The sequence below is a fragment of the Pseudomonas campi genome, assembly GCF_013200955.2.
Classification (GTDB): Bacteria; Pseudomonadota; Gammaproteobacteria; order Pseudomonadales; family Pseudomonadaceae; genus Aquipseudomonas; species Aquipseudomonas campi.
This window is the reverse complement of the sequence record NZ_CP053697.2, coordinates 310,285-327,278: the sequence shown is the minus strand read 5'-3', so window position 1 is coordinate 327,278 and position 16,994 is coordinate 310,285. Positions and strand designations below refer to the sequence as shown.

The following is a 16,994-nucleotide window of genomic DNA, read 5'->3' as shown; positions in this document are numbered from 1 at the left end:
TTTATGTGGCACGTTTCGTTCTTTCGCTGCATTCGGCATTTGATGATAAGTCGGCTATCGGTGTGTTTGATAGCGAGCAGGGGCTGCAGTACCTGCAAATCGAGGATCTCTCCCGCTCGTTGAGTCAACCTCAGCTGCGTGGCCTTTGCTGCGCGGAGGGCAGGCTGTATGTCACGACGCCTTCGAGCCTGCGCATCTATGCCATCGCGCCGAATACACGACCGGGGCAGGCCTGGTTCCGGTTGGAGCGGGAGGTGGTTCTGCCGGAGTGGGTGCTAGACAAACGCCCCGATGCTGGGTTGCAGGCTGTGCATTACGCCGCGCACAGGGGGCGTCTATTGGTGGCTTGCAATGCCCTGGCGAGCATTGATGAGTTTGACCTGGCGGGTGATTTCCTCGGTCGCCGTCACCTCTGGCAGATCGCTCCGCAACACTTTCAGGTGCCTGCCCAGGCCACAGGTAGGGAAGGCTTCGGGCATATTCGCGGTATTTGTGAAAATAGCGCTGGAGAGCTGTTCCTTACAGTGGCGTTCCGCAATTGGTCAGAGACGGGCAGCGTAATCGGCTACGACTCCGGTGAGCTGTTGCTAGATAAACTGGAAACGCCACATTCCGGTCTGTTCCTTGAGGAGCGTTATTTCGTGCTGAATGTGCAGGGCGGTAGCCTGCTTGGCCTGCCGCTCGTTATGGATGGCGAGGCGTTGCAGATCAAGGCGTCGATCCAGAGCATTGCGTCGCGCGGATTGAAGATCAACCTGCGCGGGTTGTCTGGCGACAGCGATGGTTTGTATGCCGGTCTCTTCAACTTCGATAAGGATGAGAAGAAGAAGGTCGCCTCGCAGCTCGTCCGTTTCGATCCGCTCAGTGGTCAGCAGGATCGGCTCTATCTGTTGCCGGAGATAGCAGGCTTCCGCTATCCGGCGCCTTTTTATCTCAGCCCCTTTGCCGGTGTTGACTGCCATGTGGCGGAAGACGCCTTGGTGCTGGTCGATGCGACTGAGCTACAGACCTGCCCAGTCGTGCCTGTCGAGGAACAAAGGGTCGTTGCGGCTGAGTCGTCTGTTATGACGGCGCCGGTAGTGTCGGAGCAGAAGCCTGCACCCGTGCGCAAGACACCGCCTCTTGGCAGGCCGGTGATCGATGTTGTCGAGGCCAGCCTGTCCTATCGACGTGGTGTGCGCTTGCACACCTGGCTACGCAAGCGACAGGATCGCGACTTTCGAGCGCTCAAAGGCGTATCACTGACATTACGTGAAGGTGAAGTGCTGGGGCTGGTTGGCCGCAATGGTTCGGGCAAGAGCACCATGGGTATGCTGTTGGCCGGCATCCTGCAGCCCGACCAGGGCAGCATCGAGCGGCATGGTCGGATACAGCTGCTGTCGCTCGGGATTGGCTTCAACAATGAGCTGTCCGGGCGCGACAACGTGTTCGTCAATGCCGCATTGCTGGGGTTGTCGCGGCGCGAGGTGCTGCAGCATCTGGACGAGATCATCAAATTTTCAGAGATTGGCGAGTTCATCGATGAACCGATCCGCACCTACTCGGCTGGCATGCGTAGCCGCTTGGCGTTCGCCATCGCCACGGTGATCCAGCCCGATGTGCTGATTCTGGACGAAGTCCTCTCCACCGGCGATGACTCCTTCAGGCGCAAGGCCGAGGCACGCATGCGCGAGATGAAGGGCAAGGCAAAATGCGTGGTGATGGTTTCCCACAGTGCTAACCAGATCAAGAAACTCTGCACCCGAGTGGTCTGGCTGGAGCGCGGGCATTTGGTGCTGGATGGCAGACCTAAGCAGGTGATGCCTGAGTACGAAGCCTTCTGCCAGAGCCCGGAGAAATGGCTGAGACGCCACCCCAATATTGCGGCGAGGTTGCAGGAGTGAGTAACGAGCCGCCGAGCATACTGATGCTGGCTCCCGTCCATCGATCCTGGGGCAATCGGGTGGTGCGCGAGTGTGTATCTCTGGTCGAAGCGGGGTATCGGGTCACTGCGCTGGTGCGCTGCGAGCATGCACACAGTATTGATGGTGTGCAATTCATTCCAGCGCCCTCGTATCGCAATCGCCTGCAGCGCTTTCTGAGGATTCCGCAAGTCTTGTTCGCTGCGCTACGCGAGAAGGCCGATGTCTATCACCTGCACAATCCGGACATGATTCCGGTAGCGCTGGCCCTCAAGCTGTTGGGCAAGAAGGTGATCTACGACACCCATGAGGATTATTCACAGCGTCTGCTGATTCGCAGCTGGCTGCCGCGACCACTGCGCCGAACACTGAGTTTTCTGATTTCCCGCGCCGAGCGTGGGTTGAGTCGCTGGGTCGATGCCACGCTGGTTACCCAGGAGCAACAACTGGTCGATTTCCCTCGGCGGTGCCACTTGTTGCGCAATGCCCCGTCTATAAGCGAAGAAATGCGGCAGAGATCTACCACCCTGGCGGCTCACATCGACCGTCGAGCCGGCGAGTACCGCCTTATCTATGCGGGGGGCATCTCCAAGACTCGTGGGCTATACAACATGCTTGCCGCGTTGGACATCCTGAATAGCCGCGGATTACCAGTAAGGCTCTGGCTCCTGGGCCCCGATCTTGAAAATTGCCTAAGCGCGGCAGTCAAACACCCGGGCTGGTCCTATGTGGACTACTTGAGGTTGCAATCGCACGAAGCGGTATTTGCCCATATGGCTCGCGCCGATATCGGCCTGGCCATGCTCGAGGATGTTGGCGATCATGCCGCAGCGCTCCCCAGCAAACTATTTGAATACATGGCCTGGGGACTGCCTTTTGTCGCCAGCGACTTTCCCTTATGGCGCGAGTTCACGGGAGAGCACGCTGGGCTTTGGGTTAGGCCTGGTAGCCCTGAATTACTGGCAGAGCAATTATCCGCGATATTGCCAGATGCTCCGCGTCGACAAAGCATGGGCGAGGGGGCTGCCGAATTCATTGGCCAGTTCACCTGGCTACAAGAACAGGAAGTGCTCCTGAAGCTCTATGCGCAAATTGTGGAAGGCAGGTGCAAAAGCTGACTGCAACCTGGCGCGCCGGCACCCAGTGCGGTCCTACACTAGGCATCGACGCCCGCCAGTGGTTACACCTGAGCAACTGCGCACATTAGCAGTGCAGTTGCTTTCGCAGATCGACACGATGGGCAATAGATCTCTTGCGTCGAAACGGTCACCGAACAGCCCACCCACGGAATCGCACCGATCAAGCGACAACAGTTCACCAAACGCATAACCGCTTTGCGCTGCAATCTTCCTTTAAGTATTTTCTTTCATCGAGTCTTCAGGCACCGAACTCTCGCCAGACATGCAGCCCAGCACATCATGTGCCATGTCCTGCATGATCTTCCGCCTAGAGAAGCACCGAACGAAGTCCTCCCGTGGGGCCACCTTCAGGGATAGCCGTTCCAAAGCCGCCACGGCCCCCTCAACCTCACAAGGCGCGAAAACCTCGGCGTTATGGACCTCTCGGGCGATAAAGTCCGCAGCATAACCGGCAACGCCCGCCCAGATGGGCTTGCCCGTGGCGGCATACTCGAACAACTTGGACGGCAGGACACGCTTGAAGGCAGGGAAGTCATTGAGGTGCAGGAAGAGCACATCGGCCTCCCGGTAGAGTTCCAGCAACTGCTCCCGCGCGACCGGTGCAAGCAACTCGACATTATCCAGCCCGCTGCCCTGCAGAGCATCGCGCAAAGCAGTGAGGCGCCCGCCCGCACCCACAACCCGAAAACGCACTCGCCCCTCCAGCTGCCGCGCCAATGCCGGCAGGATCAGGTGCATGCCCTGCCCATCCCCGAGATTACCGGCATACAGCACCTTTAACGGCTCGCCGGTGGAGCGTGAAGACAAGGCCTCGGCAACTGCAAAGGTCTCGAAGGCCTCATCCACACCATTGGAAAACACGGAAAATCGCCTGGAGGGATAACGCAGCTGGAAATAGCCGAGAAAGCCCTGCGAGACCAGGTTGACTCGCTGCGCGCGCCCCACAGCCCAGCGCTCAAGCGCACCGAATACCCAGCCCAGAGGTATGGCTAGCAGAGCCGGGAAGAGAACCTTGAGGTTCTCGACGAAGATATCCCTGATATCCAGATAGAGTCGCGCACGCTTGCGATAGGCAACCCAAGCACCCAGCACAGCGGTCATCAGGCGTGAGGAGGTAGCCACCACCAGATCATATTGATTGTCGGCGGTAAGACGCTGAACCTTGCGCACATAACGCCAGAAAGACACCGCCTGCCCGATGAAACCTCTGCGCATCTGCGGCAGGTGGATGCGACGCACGTACAACCCAGGGGACTCCTCCACGGAGACGGTCTCGAAACTGTGGTCGGCGTAACGATTGGGCTGCGTCGTCAGCACTTCGATCTGCACATCGGTTCCGGCCTGCTGCAGCGCCCTTACCAGCGCCGAAGCCCTGAAGGATCCTGCAGACAAATCGGGCGGATAGAAGAAGGTCAGCAGCAGTATTCGTCTAGACATCAGATTCAGCCCACCCATCCGTGTATCGAAAGATCCACTCTAGGCATAGCCCATCAGTCCTTATTGGGCTCAATGGCCCACGCGATATCATGGACAACGACTGCTCCCTTTGAGGTGGCATCGTAGCGCCCCAACTCCTTCCCCACCGATGGATAAATAGACACCTCCAAGGCATCCAGCGCACCCGGCAATACATACTGGGCCTGCACCTTCACCTCGCCATCGGCGACATTCACATCAGCCTCGACGGTGCCGCTCTCCCCGCGCTTAGCCAACTGGGCCGAGGCGCAGTCCAGCATCACATCGTATTGGCTCTGCCGCTCACCCTGCCGAGCCCGCAGGCGCAACAGTGGCATCGCATCCGTGCAGGAGGTCATGGTCAGCTGCAAGCGGATCGGAATCCCTTGCTGCAGCTGCTGCAGCTCATCCGCCGCAAAACTGTAGCGATAGGCCGAAAAGGCCGCCGCGCTGGCATCGGCCAGGCGCATACCCTTGGCACGCTGCTCGCGCTGGACATTGCCATGCCATTGCCCATTGGACATGAGTGAGCTCCAGCGCTTTACCGGAACTTTGAAGACTGCCTTGCCACGCTCAAGCAATGCCTGCTCTAAGGACGGCGCTCCCAGCGCTGGTACGCCGTTACCAAGGTGGGAAAAGAAATCTGGCACGCCTTGCTCTCGCACGATCTGCCGGCCTACGACCCAAGAACCTTCCATACTCAGATGGCCGGCATCGAAATACACGAGATGCCCGTCGAGATAGGCGCTGCACCGTCCTCTTGGGCACAGCTGTTCCCGCGGATCGAAGAAATGCACATTGGTCCGCCCTGCCGCCAGCGCCGACAGCCGGGCATTAATTGGCACCACACCGGGATCCTCGGCGCCGCTCTCGCTGCACACCAGCATTGGCAGCTTCAAGGACTTCTGCGAACACTTGCGATTGACCGCTAGGAATCTCGGCACACTGGCCATGATCACCACCTGCTTGCCCTGCTTGACTAACTCATCGACCGTCGCCTCCAGATTCTTGAGGAAACTGTCACTTTTGCGCGCATGAGTGGCCCAGGCCGCACCCAGGATCACGGTGGAGTAATCACCAAGATGCTGACGGACCACCTCGATGGAGGCCAAGCATTGTTCCAGCCGTTCCGGCTTCTGCGTGGCCGCCGTCCCTTGCAGCAGAGGTGGGCAGCTACTGTGCGCCGCATTACGGAAACCAAAGCCACTCGCCTCGGCGAAGGCACCCAGCATTCCGACATAGTGGGCGGCATTGGAATCACCCCACAGCAGCACCGCGGGCTCCTTCTCGGCATTGACGATGCAAGCCTTGCTCTGCAGCTCTGCCTCCCTCAGGCGGGGACGCTGGCAAACATAGGGATAGGAATAAGCGGCCGGTGCGGGGCTCAGACGCTTGATATCCGCCCGATACTGCGCGTCCAGGCCGTAGAGACCGAAACCATCGCTCCACAGGATGGCACCGCAGAACAGGGACAAGGCTGCGGCGTTGATCGCAACCAGCCGCAGCATCACTTGGGAGAAACTCCAGTGCAGCCGGCGACAAGGCTTCTCAACCCAGCGGTAACTCGCTAGCGATAGCAGCAGCATCAGGCCGAACAGCAGCACTCCGGCCAGCGGCTCGACGATGCCGTAGACATAGCGATAGAAGGCCAGTACCGGCCAATGCCACAGATACAGCGAATAAGAAATCAGACCGACCAGCACCAGCGGCCGCAAGGACAGCAGCCGACTCATGCCCACGCGCCTGCCGCTGCCAGCCCAGATCAACAGGGCTGCGCCCAGGGTGGACGGCAGAGCATTGACCCCGGGGAAGCCCATGTCCTCGGTGATCCACCCCAGGCTGGCGACGATCAGGCCGGCACCCACCAGCCCGAGCAGCACTCTGGCCCAGTTACCTATCACGGCATGCCCACGGCTCAGCCAGATCGCCAGCAAGGCCCCTACCATCAGCTCGCCCGCTCGGGCCGGCAGCATGTAATAGGCAAACATCGGCGCCTTGGGGATCAACACCTGCGCCAGCACGAAAGAGGCGAGCATCAGCAACAGCGTGGCCGAGAGCAGCCAGCGCCGGGTAAAGCGTGTCAGCAGGGCGAGCAGAATGACCGGCCAGAACAGATAGAACTGCTCCTCCACCCCCAGTGACCAGAGATGCAGCAGAGGCTGCAAATTGCTGTCATCGGCGAAATAGCTGGTATCGAGGAAATAGGTGAAATAGACGTTAGCGGCAGAAAACACCGCTGCCAGGGACGAATAGCTCAACGAACTAAGGTCCTCGGGCAACAGAATGAAATGCCCCACCAGCAGGGTGGCCAGCAGCACCACAAAGAGCACCGGCAGGATGCGCAGCGCACGCCGTCGATAGAACTCAGTCCAAGAAAAACCCTGAGCCGAGCCGGCGTCCTTGATGATGTTGCCGGTGATCAGGAAGCCCGAGATCACGAAGAAGATATCGACCCCGGCAAAGCCTCCCTGTATCAGGTTGGCATCGATGTGGAACAACACCACAGCCAGCACCGCAATGGCGCGCAGGCCGTCGATATCCGGGCGGTAATTGATTCTGGCGTCGTGAGCAAGAGTCGTCATGGTCGCTTAGCTGGCAGAAGGTTTCGATTGACCGAGAATTCGGCGGTACAGCTCAACCAGCAGGTGCTCCTGCATTTCCCAGCTCAAGGCAGGCGCGGCCGCACGAGCGCAACCCGCATGATGTGCCCGCAACTGGGCCTCGCCGACCATACAGCGCAAAGCATCAGCCAGAGCCTCGTTGTCGCCCTCAGGCACCAGCAGGCCGAGGTCATGCTGGCGCACGATGCGGCGAATCTCCGGCAGATCCGAGGCAATCACCGGCAGGCCTGCCTGTACGTACTCGAACAGCTTGTTGGAGTCGGTGGTGTAATGGTTCAGGCAGGTGTTCTCTATAGGCTGTACACCGATATCAGCCGAAGCGGTATAGGTCGGCAGCTCAGCCAGCGCGACAGTCGGGATGAAGCGCACCCGATCCTCGATCTGCAGCTCTTGGGCGATCTGCCGCAGACTGGTATCCAGGCGGCCGCCGCCGATGAACACGAAGTAGGCATCTGGCACCTGAGCAGCAACGCGTGCCAGGCGCTCAAGACCGCGTCCCTGCTGCACTCCACCCTGATACAGCACGATGGGCCAGGACTCACTCAGACCAAGCTCCTGACGAATACGATTGGAGACCTGAGGAGCCTGCTCACGCGGCCGGTTCTGCAATACCAGAGGGCGGGCAATGCCATAGGCTCGGGCGAAGAACTTGGCTCGCGCCTCGGTGGTGGTGATAGTGCCATCGGCACTCGGCATCAGGGCCTTTTCGACTATGGCAACCAGCTTGCGAAAGCTGGAGTAACCCTCGCGGCTGGTGCTGATTTCATGGGCATCGTAGACCAGCCGCGCGCCCGACAGGCGCGCCGCCAACCAGGCCGTGGGCAGGGTGTTCACATCGTGCGCGTGCACCACGTCGGCACGCAGGCGCACCATGTGCCAGAGTAAAGCCAGATGGGTCCAGGCGCGTGCGGCAATGCGCAGCGCCTGCGCGACAGGCCCCATGCGGCCAATCCGCCCGCCATCGGCCGGTGCTACAGCTCCCCCCGAAGCCGCTGGGCGACGCAGGCGCCAAAACGGACTGCGGGCCACGCGCACCACCTCAACGCCCGTGGAAACCACTTCGCGCTCCTGCGTGATGCCAGGCGCATGCAGCGCATGGACGATAACGCGGTGCCCGGCAGCGGTCAGACTTTCTGCCTCCTTGAGCACACGGGCGTCATTGCGAAACTCGTTCCAGACAATCATTGCAACACGTGCCAAACAACCTCCCTAGGCCCTGGCCCGATAGCCATGGTCAAAATTCACAAAACTCTGCTAGCGAAAACCGTTCCGTTAGCGATCCAGAGCATCGAGGGTGTCACGGAGCTTCCCGAGCAAAGCGAATGCATCGAGGTAGGCCCAGCGAGCGCAACGCTCTTCGAAGGCAAAGGCCAACGCCGCCAGTCGCACCTGAAACAGAGACAGGGATCGCAGCTCGTCGCTGCTCTCGCTGAGCAGCGCAAACCTCTGATCCAACCTCTCAAGCCCCAGTTCAAGCGGCCAGCCGCTGCCAATCGGTTCGAGGGTCCAGTTCTCCCACCTGAGCGCCCTAGGATCCCCCGCAAGCACATAGATGTTGTCGAGGATGATATCGGGATTATACAGGCGCAAGGGAAGCGCCCCGAGCGCGCTCTGCAGGCGCAGAGGGGCAGCCGCTAGCTCATCCACCAATTGGCGGGTATCGGCATCCAGCCAACGCGAGAAGGCCTTACAGCGCGCCCACAACGCCGGGTTGCAGCGCGAAACCAGGCTACCGGACTGGTGGCCCCCAAACAGCAGCTCGGGAACCGACCAGGTGCAAGACTCAATAAACGCCTGCTCGCGACATACGTAGAGAACCTGGACATCCTCCGGTTGGCGCGCCTGCTCCGCCCACTCGTAAAGATGGGCAGCGAAACCGTCTCGCTCGATGACCGCCCGCAACCTCACCGCGGCCTCGCCTGGATACGGCGCCAGCAAGGCGGCAGCGCGGCTCACTCGCTTAGCTTCTTTACGGTTAAACATCTTTAAAAGAAAGTACTCAGCGCGCTGACCAGCTCCACCGCACGTCAAGTGCAGCGCCAGCTCGCCTCTACGCCCCGCATCCAGTTGTTCGATAAGAGGCTTGTGATTGCTTACGCCCGCCGTGGCCAAAACTTCCCGAATCCAGGCCGAGCAGTGCGCAGGATCGACCATATTCCAGAACGGAGGGGTGCCTGGTGCGCTACGTCTCTCAACCAACGCGCCATCGTCGCCATCTAGAAGGCCGGGAGGCTCATCGGCGCCCTCAAGCAAGTCGCCGGAAAGCTCATCATCGAACTCATCCTGTACATGCAATCCGCCGAGCACCCGCAGAGCTCGCTCACGATGACCATACAGGCGCTCAATATTTTTCAGCGCCATCGCCATCCGGCTGAACATCTGTCTGCACAGCAGCAAGGTCAGGATGCCCAGCCAAAGCCCTTCGGTATCCCCATAAAGAAAACACTCGACTAGAACACCGAACACCAGCAAGAAACCACAGGCGGACAGCATGTCGACAACGCGGGAAAACTGCGTGACCACCTTCTCGAGCAGGGCCGGCACCCATCTCAGCACCAGTGCCCCGATCAGAAACACCGCCAGGAAATATCCCAGCACCACCACAAGTAGCAGGGCATTGAAAACGCCTAGGAAAACCAGCACACCGAGGGCAAATACAGACCCAGTGGCGACTGTGATCACCCCCTGGTAGAAACTCTGGGCTATCTTCCTCTGACGGGAGAGCTCCTCTCCCTCCTGCGGTTGCTGGATGAGCCGCTCGCTGCCCGCTCGAGCCAGGGCCGCACCAATGAAGTCCATCAACAGATGCATCAGATACAGCAGCACCGCGATGGCGGCCAGCAGCAGAATCAGCCGCTCGCGCTCGACACCGACCAGAAGTTGGGGAAAGTAGGACGGCACGCCGGACGAGCCAAGCAGGATCATCACCTTCAGCGGCAACAGAAAAGCCAGAATCTGGAAGAGCTGCGAGCACAGCGACACCAGCATCGAAACCAATACCTGCAAGGGGGCTAGTCGTACCAAGCGACCGATGAAGCTAGACAGCCAGCTCAATACGGCGAAGCAACCGGCAATCAAGACGACCACCGTTCGGGGAACACCTGCGCAGTGACGCTGGGGTGACGCCAGACCATGAGCGACCCGCTCTCGTTCGTCTTCATTTCATAAGGAGGTTTGGCCACGCTCAGACCTTAAACATAGACAAAAAGCGCGATTGTATACGGCGAAACCTTGTGGCAACCGCCTTTGATCGTCGAGGCCCGACAGGGCTGGAGTCGCCTCCCGCGTCGCTCTGCTTCGAATACTTCACCCCCAGCTCGCCATCAGCCGGCCTACCGACCTCCAGGCGATGCGTTCCATGCTGGTCTTGCCAGCGCAGTTGTATTTGTCGGCCGGACGCCTTGACGCGCGAGCGCGCAGTATCAACCGCTATCCCTTCGGCGAAGCTGAACAAGGTGGCGAAGCTTCCCGAGACCGCCGCAGCCTGCTCATAGCAGAAGGCGGAGTTGGGCAACAGTTGTCGCTCAGCAGGCGACCACCAACCCTGCATGAGAGGCTCGCTTTCCCCTCGATAAGCTCTGGAGGCGGCACAACCAGGCAGCAAGGCAGCTATCTGCAAACGCTGTCCGGTCTTATCGGACACCGCCTGATAGCCATCCTTCTGCGCTTCGAGTTGCCAGTCCTCGGCCAGGTGGAACCACTGTCGAACATCATGCGGCTTGTTCTGATTGTCATGAAACCAGTCAAACACTATCAGCCACTGCCCGGGCATCAATAGCAGCAAACGTGCATGGCGATTGCCCTTGAAATGGCGACACTCGGTCTCCATCGCCACCAATCCACAGGGGAGCTCCAGGCTGCGCCCCAAAGCCACACCATAGGGTTTGATGCCCTTGCGCGGATAGTTTTTGCCATCGAACTCCAGGCAGTTGTGCGCTCGCGTAGACTCGCAGTAGACCCGCTTGGGGTCTGAGTACCAGTGGCCATCGAGCCACAGCTCTGAGTTCTGCTCGGTTTTACCCAAATAACCGTAGCGCCCTGCATCGACCAGCACCTCGCTGCCACGGTCATACCAAAAGAACGACAGATCGTCGGCATGCTTGTGGGTACGCGAATGAAAGGCCGCCGTCTGCGCCAGATAGGCGGCCTGCTCCGTGAACTCAGCCGCAGGCTGCCGGTAGACGAAGTAGCCACCCTGCTCGAAGCGTTTGAGCCCTACGCCAGGGTTCTTCCCAATCGCTCCGGCAGAAGTCTGCCAGCGCATTCCCTGCGTACGCCACTTTTGATCGGCCTGCTTTGCAGTCCGAGCGACGTCACGGTAATCCGAGTCACCGAAGTTAACCAAACGCCGATTGGGCAGCACGAACCAGGCCAGAGCCTGCTCCACTCGCTCGGACAACTCGACCAATGCGGAGTCTTCCACTAGGCCGCTGCCGATCAAGCCGCTGAGGGTGTCATAGACCATGCGGTGATAGTCCGGCGAATGCTCCCGATGCACCCCGTCGGCGGCGAACTGCTGCTCGAGCATGACGCGTAGGCGCTCCTCGCCCTGAGCATGAGCCTGGGCCATCAGCGGCGACTGAGCGCTGAAGCGCCGCCCCATGGCCAGTTGCCCTGCCACTTGGTAATAGCCGTGGTTGTTGTGGAAGGCAATATTGTCGTCGTCAGCCAGATAGGCCTGATGAGCCTGTAAGGCCTGCCAAAGCAGCTCATCCTCCTGCGCCGACAGTATCCCTATCTCCCGTGCGGCATCGAGCAGGTAAGCCAGGCGGTATGCACGCATCCCTACCGCCATGTCATACCAGGCAAACGGCGTATCCTCTTTGGCACTAGCGCCGTCACCGTAACGGGTAGACCAGTCCAAGGCGGTTCGCACACAGAGAGTAAGTAACTCCGGCTGCTGCTCTGCCGAATAGCTGGCCAGCAGAACATCAAGCATGTCCCAGCAATGGATATAGAAATTCCAGGATCGCTGCGCGCTATCGCGCAAAGCCCAGGGAATCTCCTGCTCAAGCCTGATCATGGGATAGTCTCGACGCGACCATCCCATTTCCAGCATTTCCCGCGCCCGCAAACGCAAATTATTCGGGGCGATGCTGGTCAGTAGCTCATATCCCTGCATCATTGAAGCTCCGGCTTGCCGCCTCACGATACTCCAACATCAGGAGTCATACCCAGCCAGCTCCAGCACCTGCCCACATTTGCTACGAATGAGATCAAGAGTCGATGGAGCAAATATGTCGACAGGAGATAAGTGGCTGGCATTCTTCTTCAAGAATGGAAAATCTGTCATATCAGGCTCCCCCACCAGAGGAGCCAACACACTAGATATATCATCGCGCAGGTTCTCGTAGCGCATTACCTTATTGACTAGGCTACGGCCTTCCCACGCATAGAAATTGCAATTCATCAGCCCTGCGAAACCATCGCTTTCGAGAAACTCGATTGCACGTCGATTTATATCATTCAAGTCGAGATCGCACGCACCACTAGCATTATACGAAGCGTTGTCATACAACAAATAGGACAAAACCCAGCTATACGGATGCCGCTCAATAGAGAAGGAGTAGAAGTCTTCCCAACGATACCCATGCCGCTCCAAGACGGATTTAACCTTGTGCGCCGGCATGTGATTCACATATATGCGTCTTGTCGACTCGACAAATTTCAATGCCTCATCAAACTTGCCATCCTGACACAATGCAACATACTGACTCTCAGCATCCCGGCTCACCGCGTAGTTCCTGCTAGGCCACCCTCGCTCTGCACACCATTTTTCGTCCCTGGGTGTCAGCTGCGTCACAACATCGGCTGCCCCCGAAAAACGCCGTAGAAACGCCTCAACGGAAGTACTCGCAGTCTTCCGCGTTTTAATGAAAATGAATTTGTGTTCAAAATTAATAATTGTCATTATCTTGACCTGTCGAACAAACGCCATATTTGCGGCATTAACAGCAGCCTATACCCACAGCGCAGCAGCCTTTACTTCTTTCGGGAAAAGCCGAATCGGCCTGTGGTGATTAGTTCGAGAAATGCTCTTTCATGGCCACGAGCACCATATTGAATTCAGCGTGTTCAACTTGGGGAGCCTCGGCCGGAAAATAGCGCACGCTGTCAATCTTGGCCCGATCCAGAGCAGCTATGGCTTCTGGTGTAGCCCGCGCAGCCAGGGTGCCGAGTACCGCATGCTTGGCGCCGGAGGCTTGCACCAGCAGGCTAGACCAAGCGCATTTTTCCTCAATACTGCTTATCACCGCGTTCAATTGCCGCATAATCTCCACAGCGGCATCCGAAACGCTCTCATTATGTCTAACTCGGAGAGAGCTAGGATCAACCGGAAGCCCAGTGCAATATTGAATTACTTGAGACACTTGAATTTCTTCGTAACGCATAACCCGTACAGGAGCCTGAAAACCAGCACTGACATCTTGAATCAAAGAGCCAAAATCCAGTAACCGCCTTACCGGCTCCAGCTCTCGAAAAGCGTCGACTGGTAAACTATTCTGATAGTGCGACTTACCTTTTACCGACTGATTGATCACTGCCTGCTTGTAATAGGACTTCAGCCAATCACTCTCTCGACGCAGCACCATGCATATTTCTAGCTCACCGTGTAAACGCAGCAACTCGGCCAACTGCCGATTTTGCTCTATACCATGGTGGTAGAAGTCATTTGATAGCGCTTCATTGGAAATCACGATGCGGCTAGCGGCCTTGTAGCCCCGCTCGCTGCTGATATCGTGACCCTGCCCCTTTCGCACCAGATCGAGCACGAAGTTGTGCTTGGGGTCATCTTCGCGGTGCACTTTCGCCGGATACAGCACGCCCTGTCGTAACAGAGCCTCTCGCGATTGGTGGAGCGCCTGCTGCAATGCGGTGGAACCCGTCTTGGGCAATCCGATGTGCAGAATGATTTTTTTCTTGCTAAGGGCACGGAAGAACATCGTCATCGCCCCATCACTGCGCGCTCGACAGCCTGCCGATAGCTGACTGCCGCTCGCTGCGAGCCATAGTGTCGAGCCACTGCATCGCGCAGGCGTTGCGGCTCATAAGGCATTCGCAATACCGTGCGCAGAGCCTCGATCAGCTCAAGCAGCCCGGCATCGCCGTCCACGCCAACACCGATGGGCGTACCCAGCTCGGCCTGGATTTCTCTCAGGGTAGGGGCGAAACCCACTACCGGAACTCCACAGGCCAACGCTTCCAGATAGACGATGCCAAAAGACTCGCTAGTACTCGGCACGCAAAGCAGCGAGGAACGAGACAGCTCATCAGCGATGCGGGCCGGCGTGCATTGCCCCAAGAAGTGAATGGAATTGGATGCGACGCTGACCTTGGCCAGTCGCTCTAGCTCGGCGCGCGCCTCGCCCTCACCAATAATCACCAGTTGAACGCCCAGTGAGGTCGCAGCGTCGATCAGCAGGTCGGCGCGCTTTAGCGCGATCAGCGAGCCCACGAAGACGATACGGGCGCCGGTGCTCTCCACATGCAATGGTCTATCGAAGAACTCGCGGCTGATAGCGTTGGGCACTACAGTCGGAATCCTCTTGTAGTGAAAGCCCAGAGCCTCGCCTTCAGCCGCGCAGTAAGAACTTGGGACGATAAGCTCGGTAAATCGCGGCAGCGCCTGCCGGAGCTTTTCCCGCGTCCGTGCTGCCAGACCTTGATCGGACTGCATGGTCAGGGCATTCCAAGAATGGATGGCCCCGACCGCCGGCACAGCTGCGCACAGCTGCGCATGCCAATAGGCCCAGCGGTGGGAGATATGGAAGAACAGTACGCAGTCAATCCTCTCATGCCGCAGCAGGCTGCAGTACCAGTCGCGCTCCTCGGCCGAACTCGAGGGCGGTGTGAATAGCCGCAGGCCAGGCGGCAGTTCGGGGCCGGCCTGGCCCGACCAGTTGTTGGGCAGCACACCCACCAGTTCGATGGCGCTATCGCCCCGTTCGACCAGCCACTGCTCCAGCACCACCTTATGGATGCTGGCCACGCCACCGCTGGTAGCGCCGCCCCATTCGGGAGGCAGGGAGCCGACCGACAAAACGCGAATAGCCGGCTTGTCGACAGGCCGGGTGCTCGACTGCACATCGCAGGCGGCATAAAAATCACCGAGAGGCCGAATCACCTGGTTCCACTGGCTACGTCGGCTGACCTGGGCAAAGGCGTTATCGGCCAGGCGCTGGCGCAGAGCCGGGCTCTCGGCCAGGCGGATCATAGCCTCGGCAAGAGAGACGGCATCGCCGGCCTTGTGCAGCAGCGCGGTCTCCCCCTGTTCGAAGATCTCGCCCAAGGCATCCACATCGGAAACCACCAGCGGCACGCGCATGGCCATGGCCTCGAAAGGCTTGAGCGGGGACACCAGCTTGCACACGGTGTAGGGCTTGCGCGGCAGGGCGATGGCGCTGAGCAAAGAGAAGTAGCGCGTGACGTCGGCATGGGCGATCCGCCCGGTGAAGCACACATGGGCGGATACGCCCAGGCGCTTGGCCTGCTCGCGCAGGTGGGCCAGTTCATCGCCATCACCCACCACCAGCAGCCGACTGTCGGGCACACGTCGGAGCAGCGCCGGCAGCGCCGCGATCAGGTCGTCCAGGCCCTCGTACTTGACCACCGAGCCGACGTAGCCACAGACGAAGGTGTCCGGTCCTAGCCCGAGCTGCTGGGCCAATGCCCGGTCTGGCTCCAGGGGCTTGAAGAACTCGAGGTTGACCGCATTGGGCAACAGCTCAATGCGCTCCCCGTCCACGCCCCGGCGTACCAGTTCGGCCGCCAGCGCCCGAGTCAGGGTAAAGACCTTGTCGGCATGGCTGGCAGTATGAGTTTCCAGCATACGATCCAGGGCGAAACGCTCGGTCTGCTCCCAGCCCGCCTTCTTCGAGGCCGCGGTGTACTCCCAAAGCCCGCGCACCTCGTAGCAGAATGGCAAACCAAGGCGCCGAGCCGCGATCAACGCAGGCAAGGCTGCCTCATAGTTGGAGGCTGCGTGAATCACCGCCGGGCGCAGGCGGCGGGCTGTCTGTTCCAAAACTGCCGCAGCCTGGAGCAGGTACTGGTCGTAACGTACCTCGCGCCGATGCTGCCCAGGCAGGCGTTCGTAGGGCACATCGTCAATGAAGTTGAGCGCGGCAGCATCCAGGTTGCGCGAGTCCGGGCGATCAGCCGGATAGCCAGGGCGCGTCACGCAGTGTACGGCCCAGCCCTGCGCCTTGAGCGACTCAAGCAAGTGGTGAGTGCGGGTGGTGTAGCCGGTAGTGTGGTAAGGCCTGGAGCTGGAGGCTACATAGAGGACACAATGCGGGTCGGCAATATAATCACCAGGCAAGGCAGCCACAGGTATGTCCGGCAGGCAGTTGTACAGGCGCTGGGCCCCAAGGATCTGCAGGGCCTTTTCCTGCTCCGGCAGGCTCAACTCCCCCTCTAGCAGCCCCTCTAGCAGAACGCCCGCCTCGCGGATGGAGCCGGCGTCCCAGAGCGTCATGCAGTTGCGCCGCCGGTTATCCGGCGAGGAGTCCAGCCGCAGGGATTCCCTTGCCAGCGTCGCCGCACTGAGTACGTCACGGGACAATTCTCTTCTGGCCAACACCTGATAGGCCTTCGCCTGCAACGGCGCCTTTCTCAGCGCCTTGACAAGCCCGAGAGCGCCTTCAATGCCTTGAGTTTCATAGGCATCCAGCACGGCCCGATAGCCCCACCCGCGCACCCGCTCGATCCGCCGAATAAAATTGCGGACCGGCCTGGAGAGGTACTTTTTGGCTCGCCAGCGCAAGCCCCAGTACAACCGCAGATACAGTTTTTTCGGTGACAGGCCCTGCATGAAGACTCCCCGCTCGACAACCTACGGCTCAAAAATAGGCCTATGGATCGGGCCTGTCAGCTGG

General features: G+C 59.4%; 10 protein-coding genes. 2 read left to right on the top strand and 8 right to left on the bottom strand.

Annotated elements, in window-relative coordinates; all coding sequences use genetic code 11:
* The first annotated feature begins 5 nt into the window (after nt 1–5).
* On the top strand, nt 6–1,883 hold the full coding sequence (locus HNE05_RS01495; protein WP_173211368.1) for an ABC transporter ATP-binding protein: 1,878 nt from the start codon (nt 6–8) through the stop codon (nt 1,881–1,883).
* 23 nt (nt 1,884–1,906) lie between these two features.
* Nucleotides 1,907–3,019, top strand: coding sequence for a glycosyltransferase (locus HNE05_RS01490; RefSeq protein ID WP_173211366.1), 1,113 nt, complete (start codon nt 1,907–1,909; stop codon nt 3,017–3,019).
* A 234-nt stretch (nt 3,020–3,253) separates the two neighbouring features.
* On the opposite strand, the gene HNE05_RS01485 is transcribed toward HNE05_RS01490, so the two are convergent.
* The 8 genes from HNE05_RS01485 to HNE05_RS01450 all read right to left on the bottom strand — a co-directional run bounded on the left by HNE05_RS01485 (nt 3,254) and on the right by HNE05_RS01450 (nt 16,930).
* Nucleotides 3,254–4,495, bottom strand: a complete 1,242-nt coding sequence (locus HNE05_RS01485; RefSeq protein WP_240008797.1) for a glycosyltransferase family 4 protein — start codon at nt 4,493–4,495, stop codon at nt 3,254–3,256.
* Nucleotides 4,496–4,530: 35 nt separating this feature from the next.
* Nucleotides 4,531–7,077 (bottom strand): acyltransferase family protein, encoded by a 2,547-nt coding sequence (locus tag HNE05_RS01480; RefSeq protein ID WP_173211364.1) that lies wholly within the window; start codon nt 7,075–7,077, stop codon nt 4,531–4,533.
* Between the two features lie 6 nt (nt 7,078–7,083).
* The gene (locus HNE05_RS01475; protein WP_173211361.1) at nt 7,084–8,301 is read right to left on the bottom strand and encodes a glycosyltransferase family 4 protein; all 1,218 of its coding nucleotides are present in this window, start codon (nt 8,299–8,301) and stop codon (nt 7,084–7,086) included.
* 87 nt (nt 8,302–8,388) lie between these two features.
* Entirely contained in the window at nt 8,389–10,203 is a 1,815-nt protein-coding gene (locus HNE05_RS01470; RefSeq protein WP_173211359.1) for a hypothetical protein, read from the bottom strand.
* A gap of 97 nt (nt 10,204–10,300) precedes the next feature.
* Nucleotides 10,301–12,241: a heparinase II/III domain-containing protein gene (locus tag HNE05_RS01465; RefSeq protein ID WP_173211357.1), complete on the bottom strand. Its 1,941-nt coding sequence runs from the start codon at nt 12,239–12,241 to the stop codon at nt 10,301–10,303.
* A 36-nt stretch (nt 12,242–12,277) separates the two neighbouring features.
* The gene (locus tag HNE05_RS01460; RefSeq protein WP_173211355.1) at nt 12,278–13,027 is read right to left on the bottom strand and encodes a hypothetical protein; all 750 of its coding nucleotides are present in this window, start codon (nt 13,025–13,027) and stop codon (nt 12,278–12,280) included.
* A 109-nt stretch (nt 13,028–13,136) separates the two neighbouring features.
* Nucleotides 13,137–14,066: a hypothetical protein gene (locus tag HNE05_RS01455; protein ID WP_173211353.1), complete on the bottom strand. Its 930-nt coding sequence runs from the start codon at nt 14,064–14,066 to the stop codon at nt 13,137–13,139.
* Nucleotides 14,063–16,930: a glycosyltransferase gene (locus tag HNE05_RS01450; RefSeq protein ID WP_173211351.1), complete on the bottom strand. Its 2,868-nt coding sequence runs from the start codon at nt 16,928–16,930 to the stop codon at nt 14,063–14,065. The genes HNE05_RS01455 and HNE05_RS01450 overlap by 4 nt, the downstream gene beginning before the upstream one ends.
* Nucleotides 16,931–16,994: the final 64 nt, after the last annotated feature.

Coding starts and splice junctions, on each gene's coding strand:
- HNE05_RS01490 (WP_173211366.1), top strand. CDS start 1,907: ATGCTGGCTCCCGTCCATCGATCCTGGGGCAATCGGGTGGTGCGCGAG.
- HNE05_RS01485 (WP_240008797.1), bottom strand. CDS start 4,495: ATGGGTGGGCTGAATCTGATGTCTAGACGAATACTGCTGCTGACCTTC.
- HNE05_RS01480 (WP_173211364.1), bottom strand. CDS start 7,077: ATGACGACTCTTGCTCACGACGCCAGAATCAATTACCGCCCGGATATC.
- HNE05_RS01475 (WP_173211361.1), bottom strand. CDS start 8,301: ATGATTGTCTGGAACGAGTTTCGCAATGACGCCCGTGTGCTCAAGGAG.
- HNE05_RS01465 (WP_173211357.1), bottom strand. CDS start 12,241: ATGATGCAGGGATATGAGCTACTGACCAGCATCGCCCCGAATAATTTG.
- HNE05_RS01460 (WP_173211355.1), bottom strand. CDS start 13,027: ATGACAATTATTAATTTTGAACACAAATTCATTTTCATTAAAACGCGG.
- HNE05_RS01455 (WP_173211353.1), bottom strand. CDS start 14,066: ATGACGATGTTCTTCCGTGCCCTTAGCAAGAAAAAAATCATTCTGCAC.
- HNE05_RS01450 (WP_173211351.1), bottom strand. CDS start 16,930: ATGCAGGGCCTGTCACCGAAAAAACTGTATCTGCGGTTGTACTGGGGC.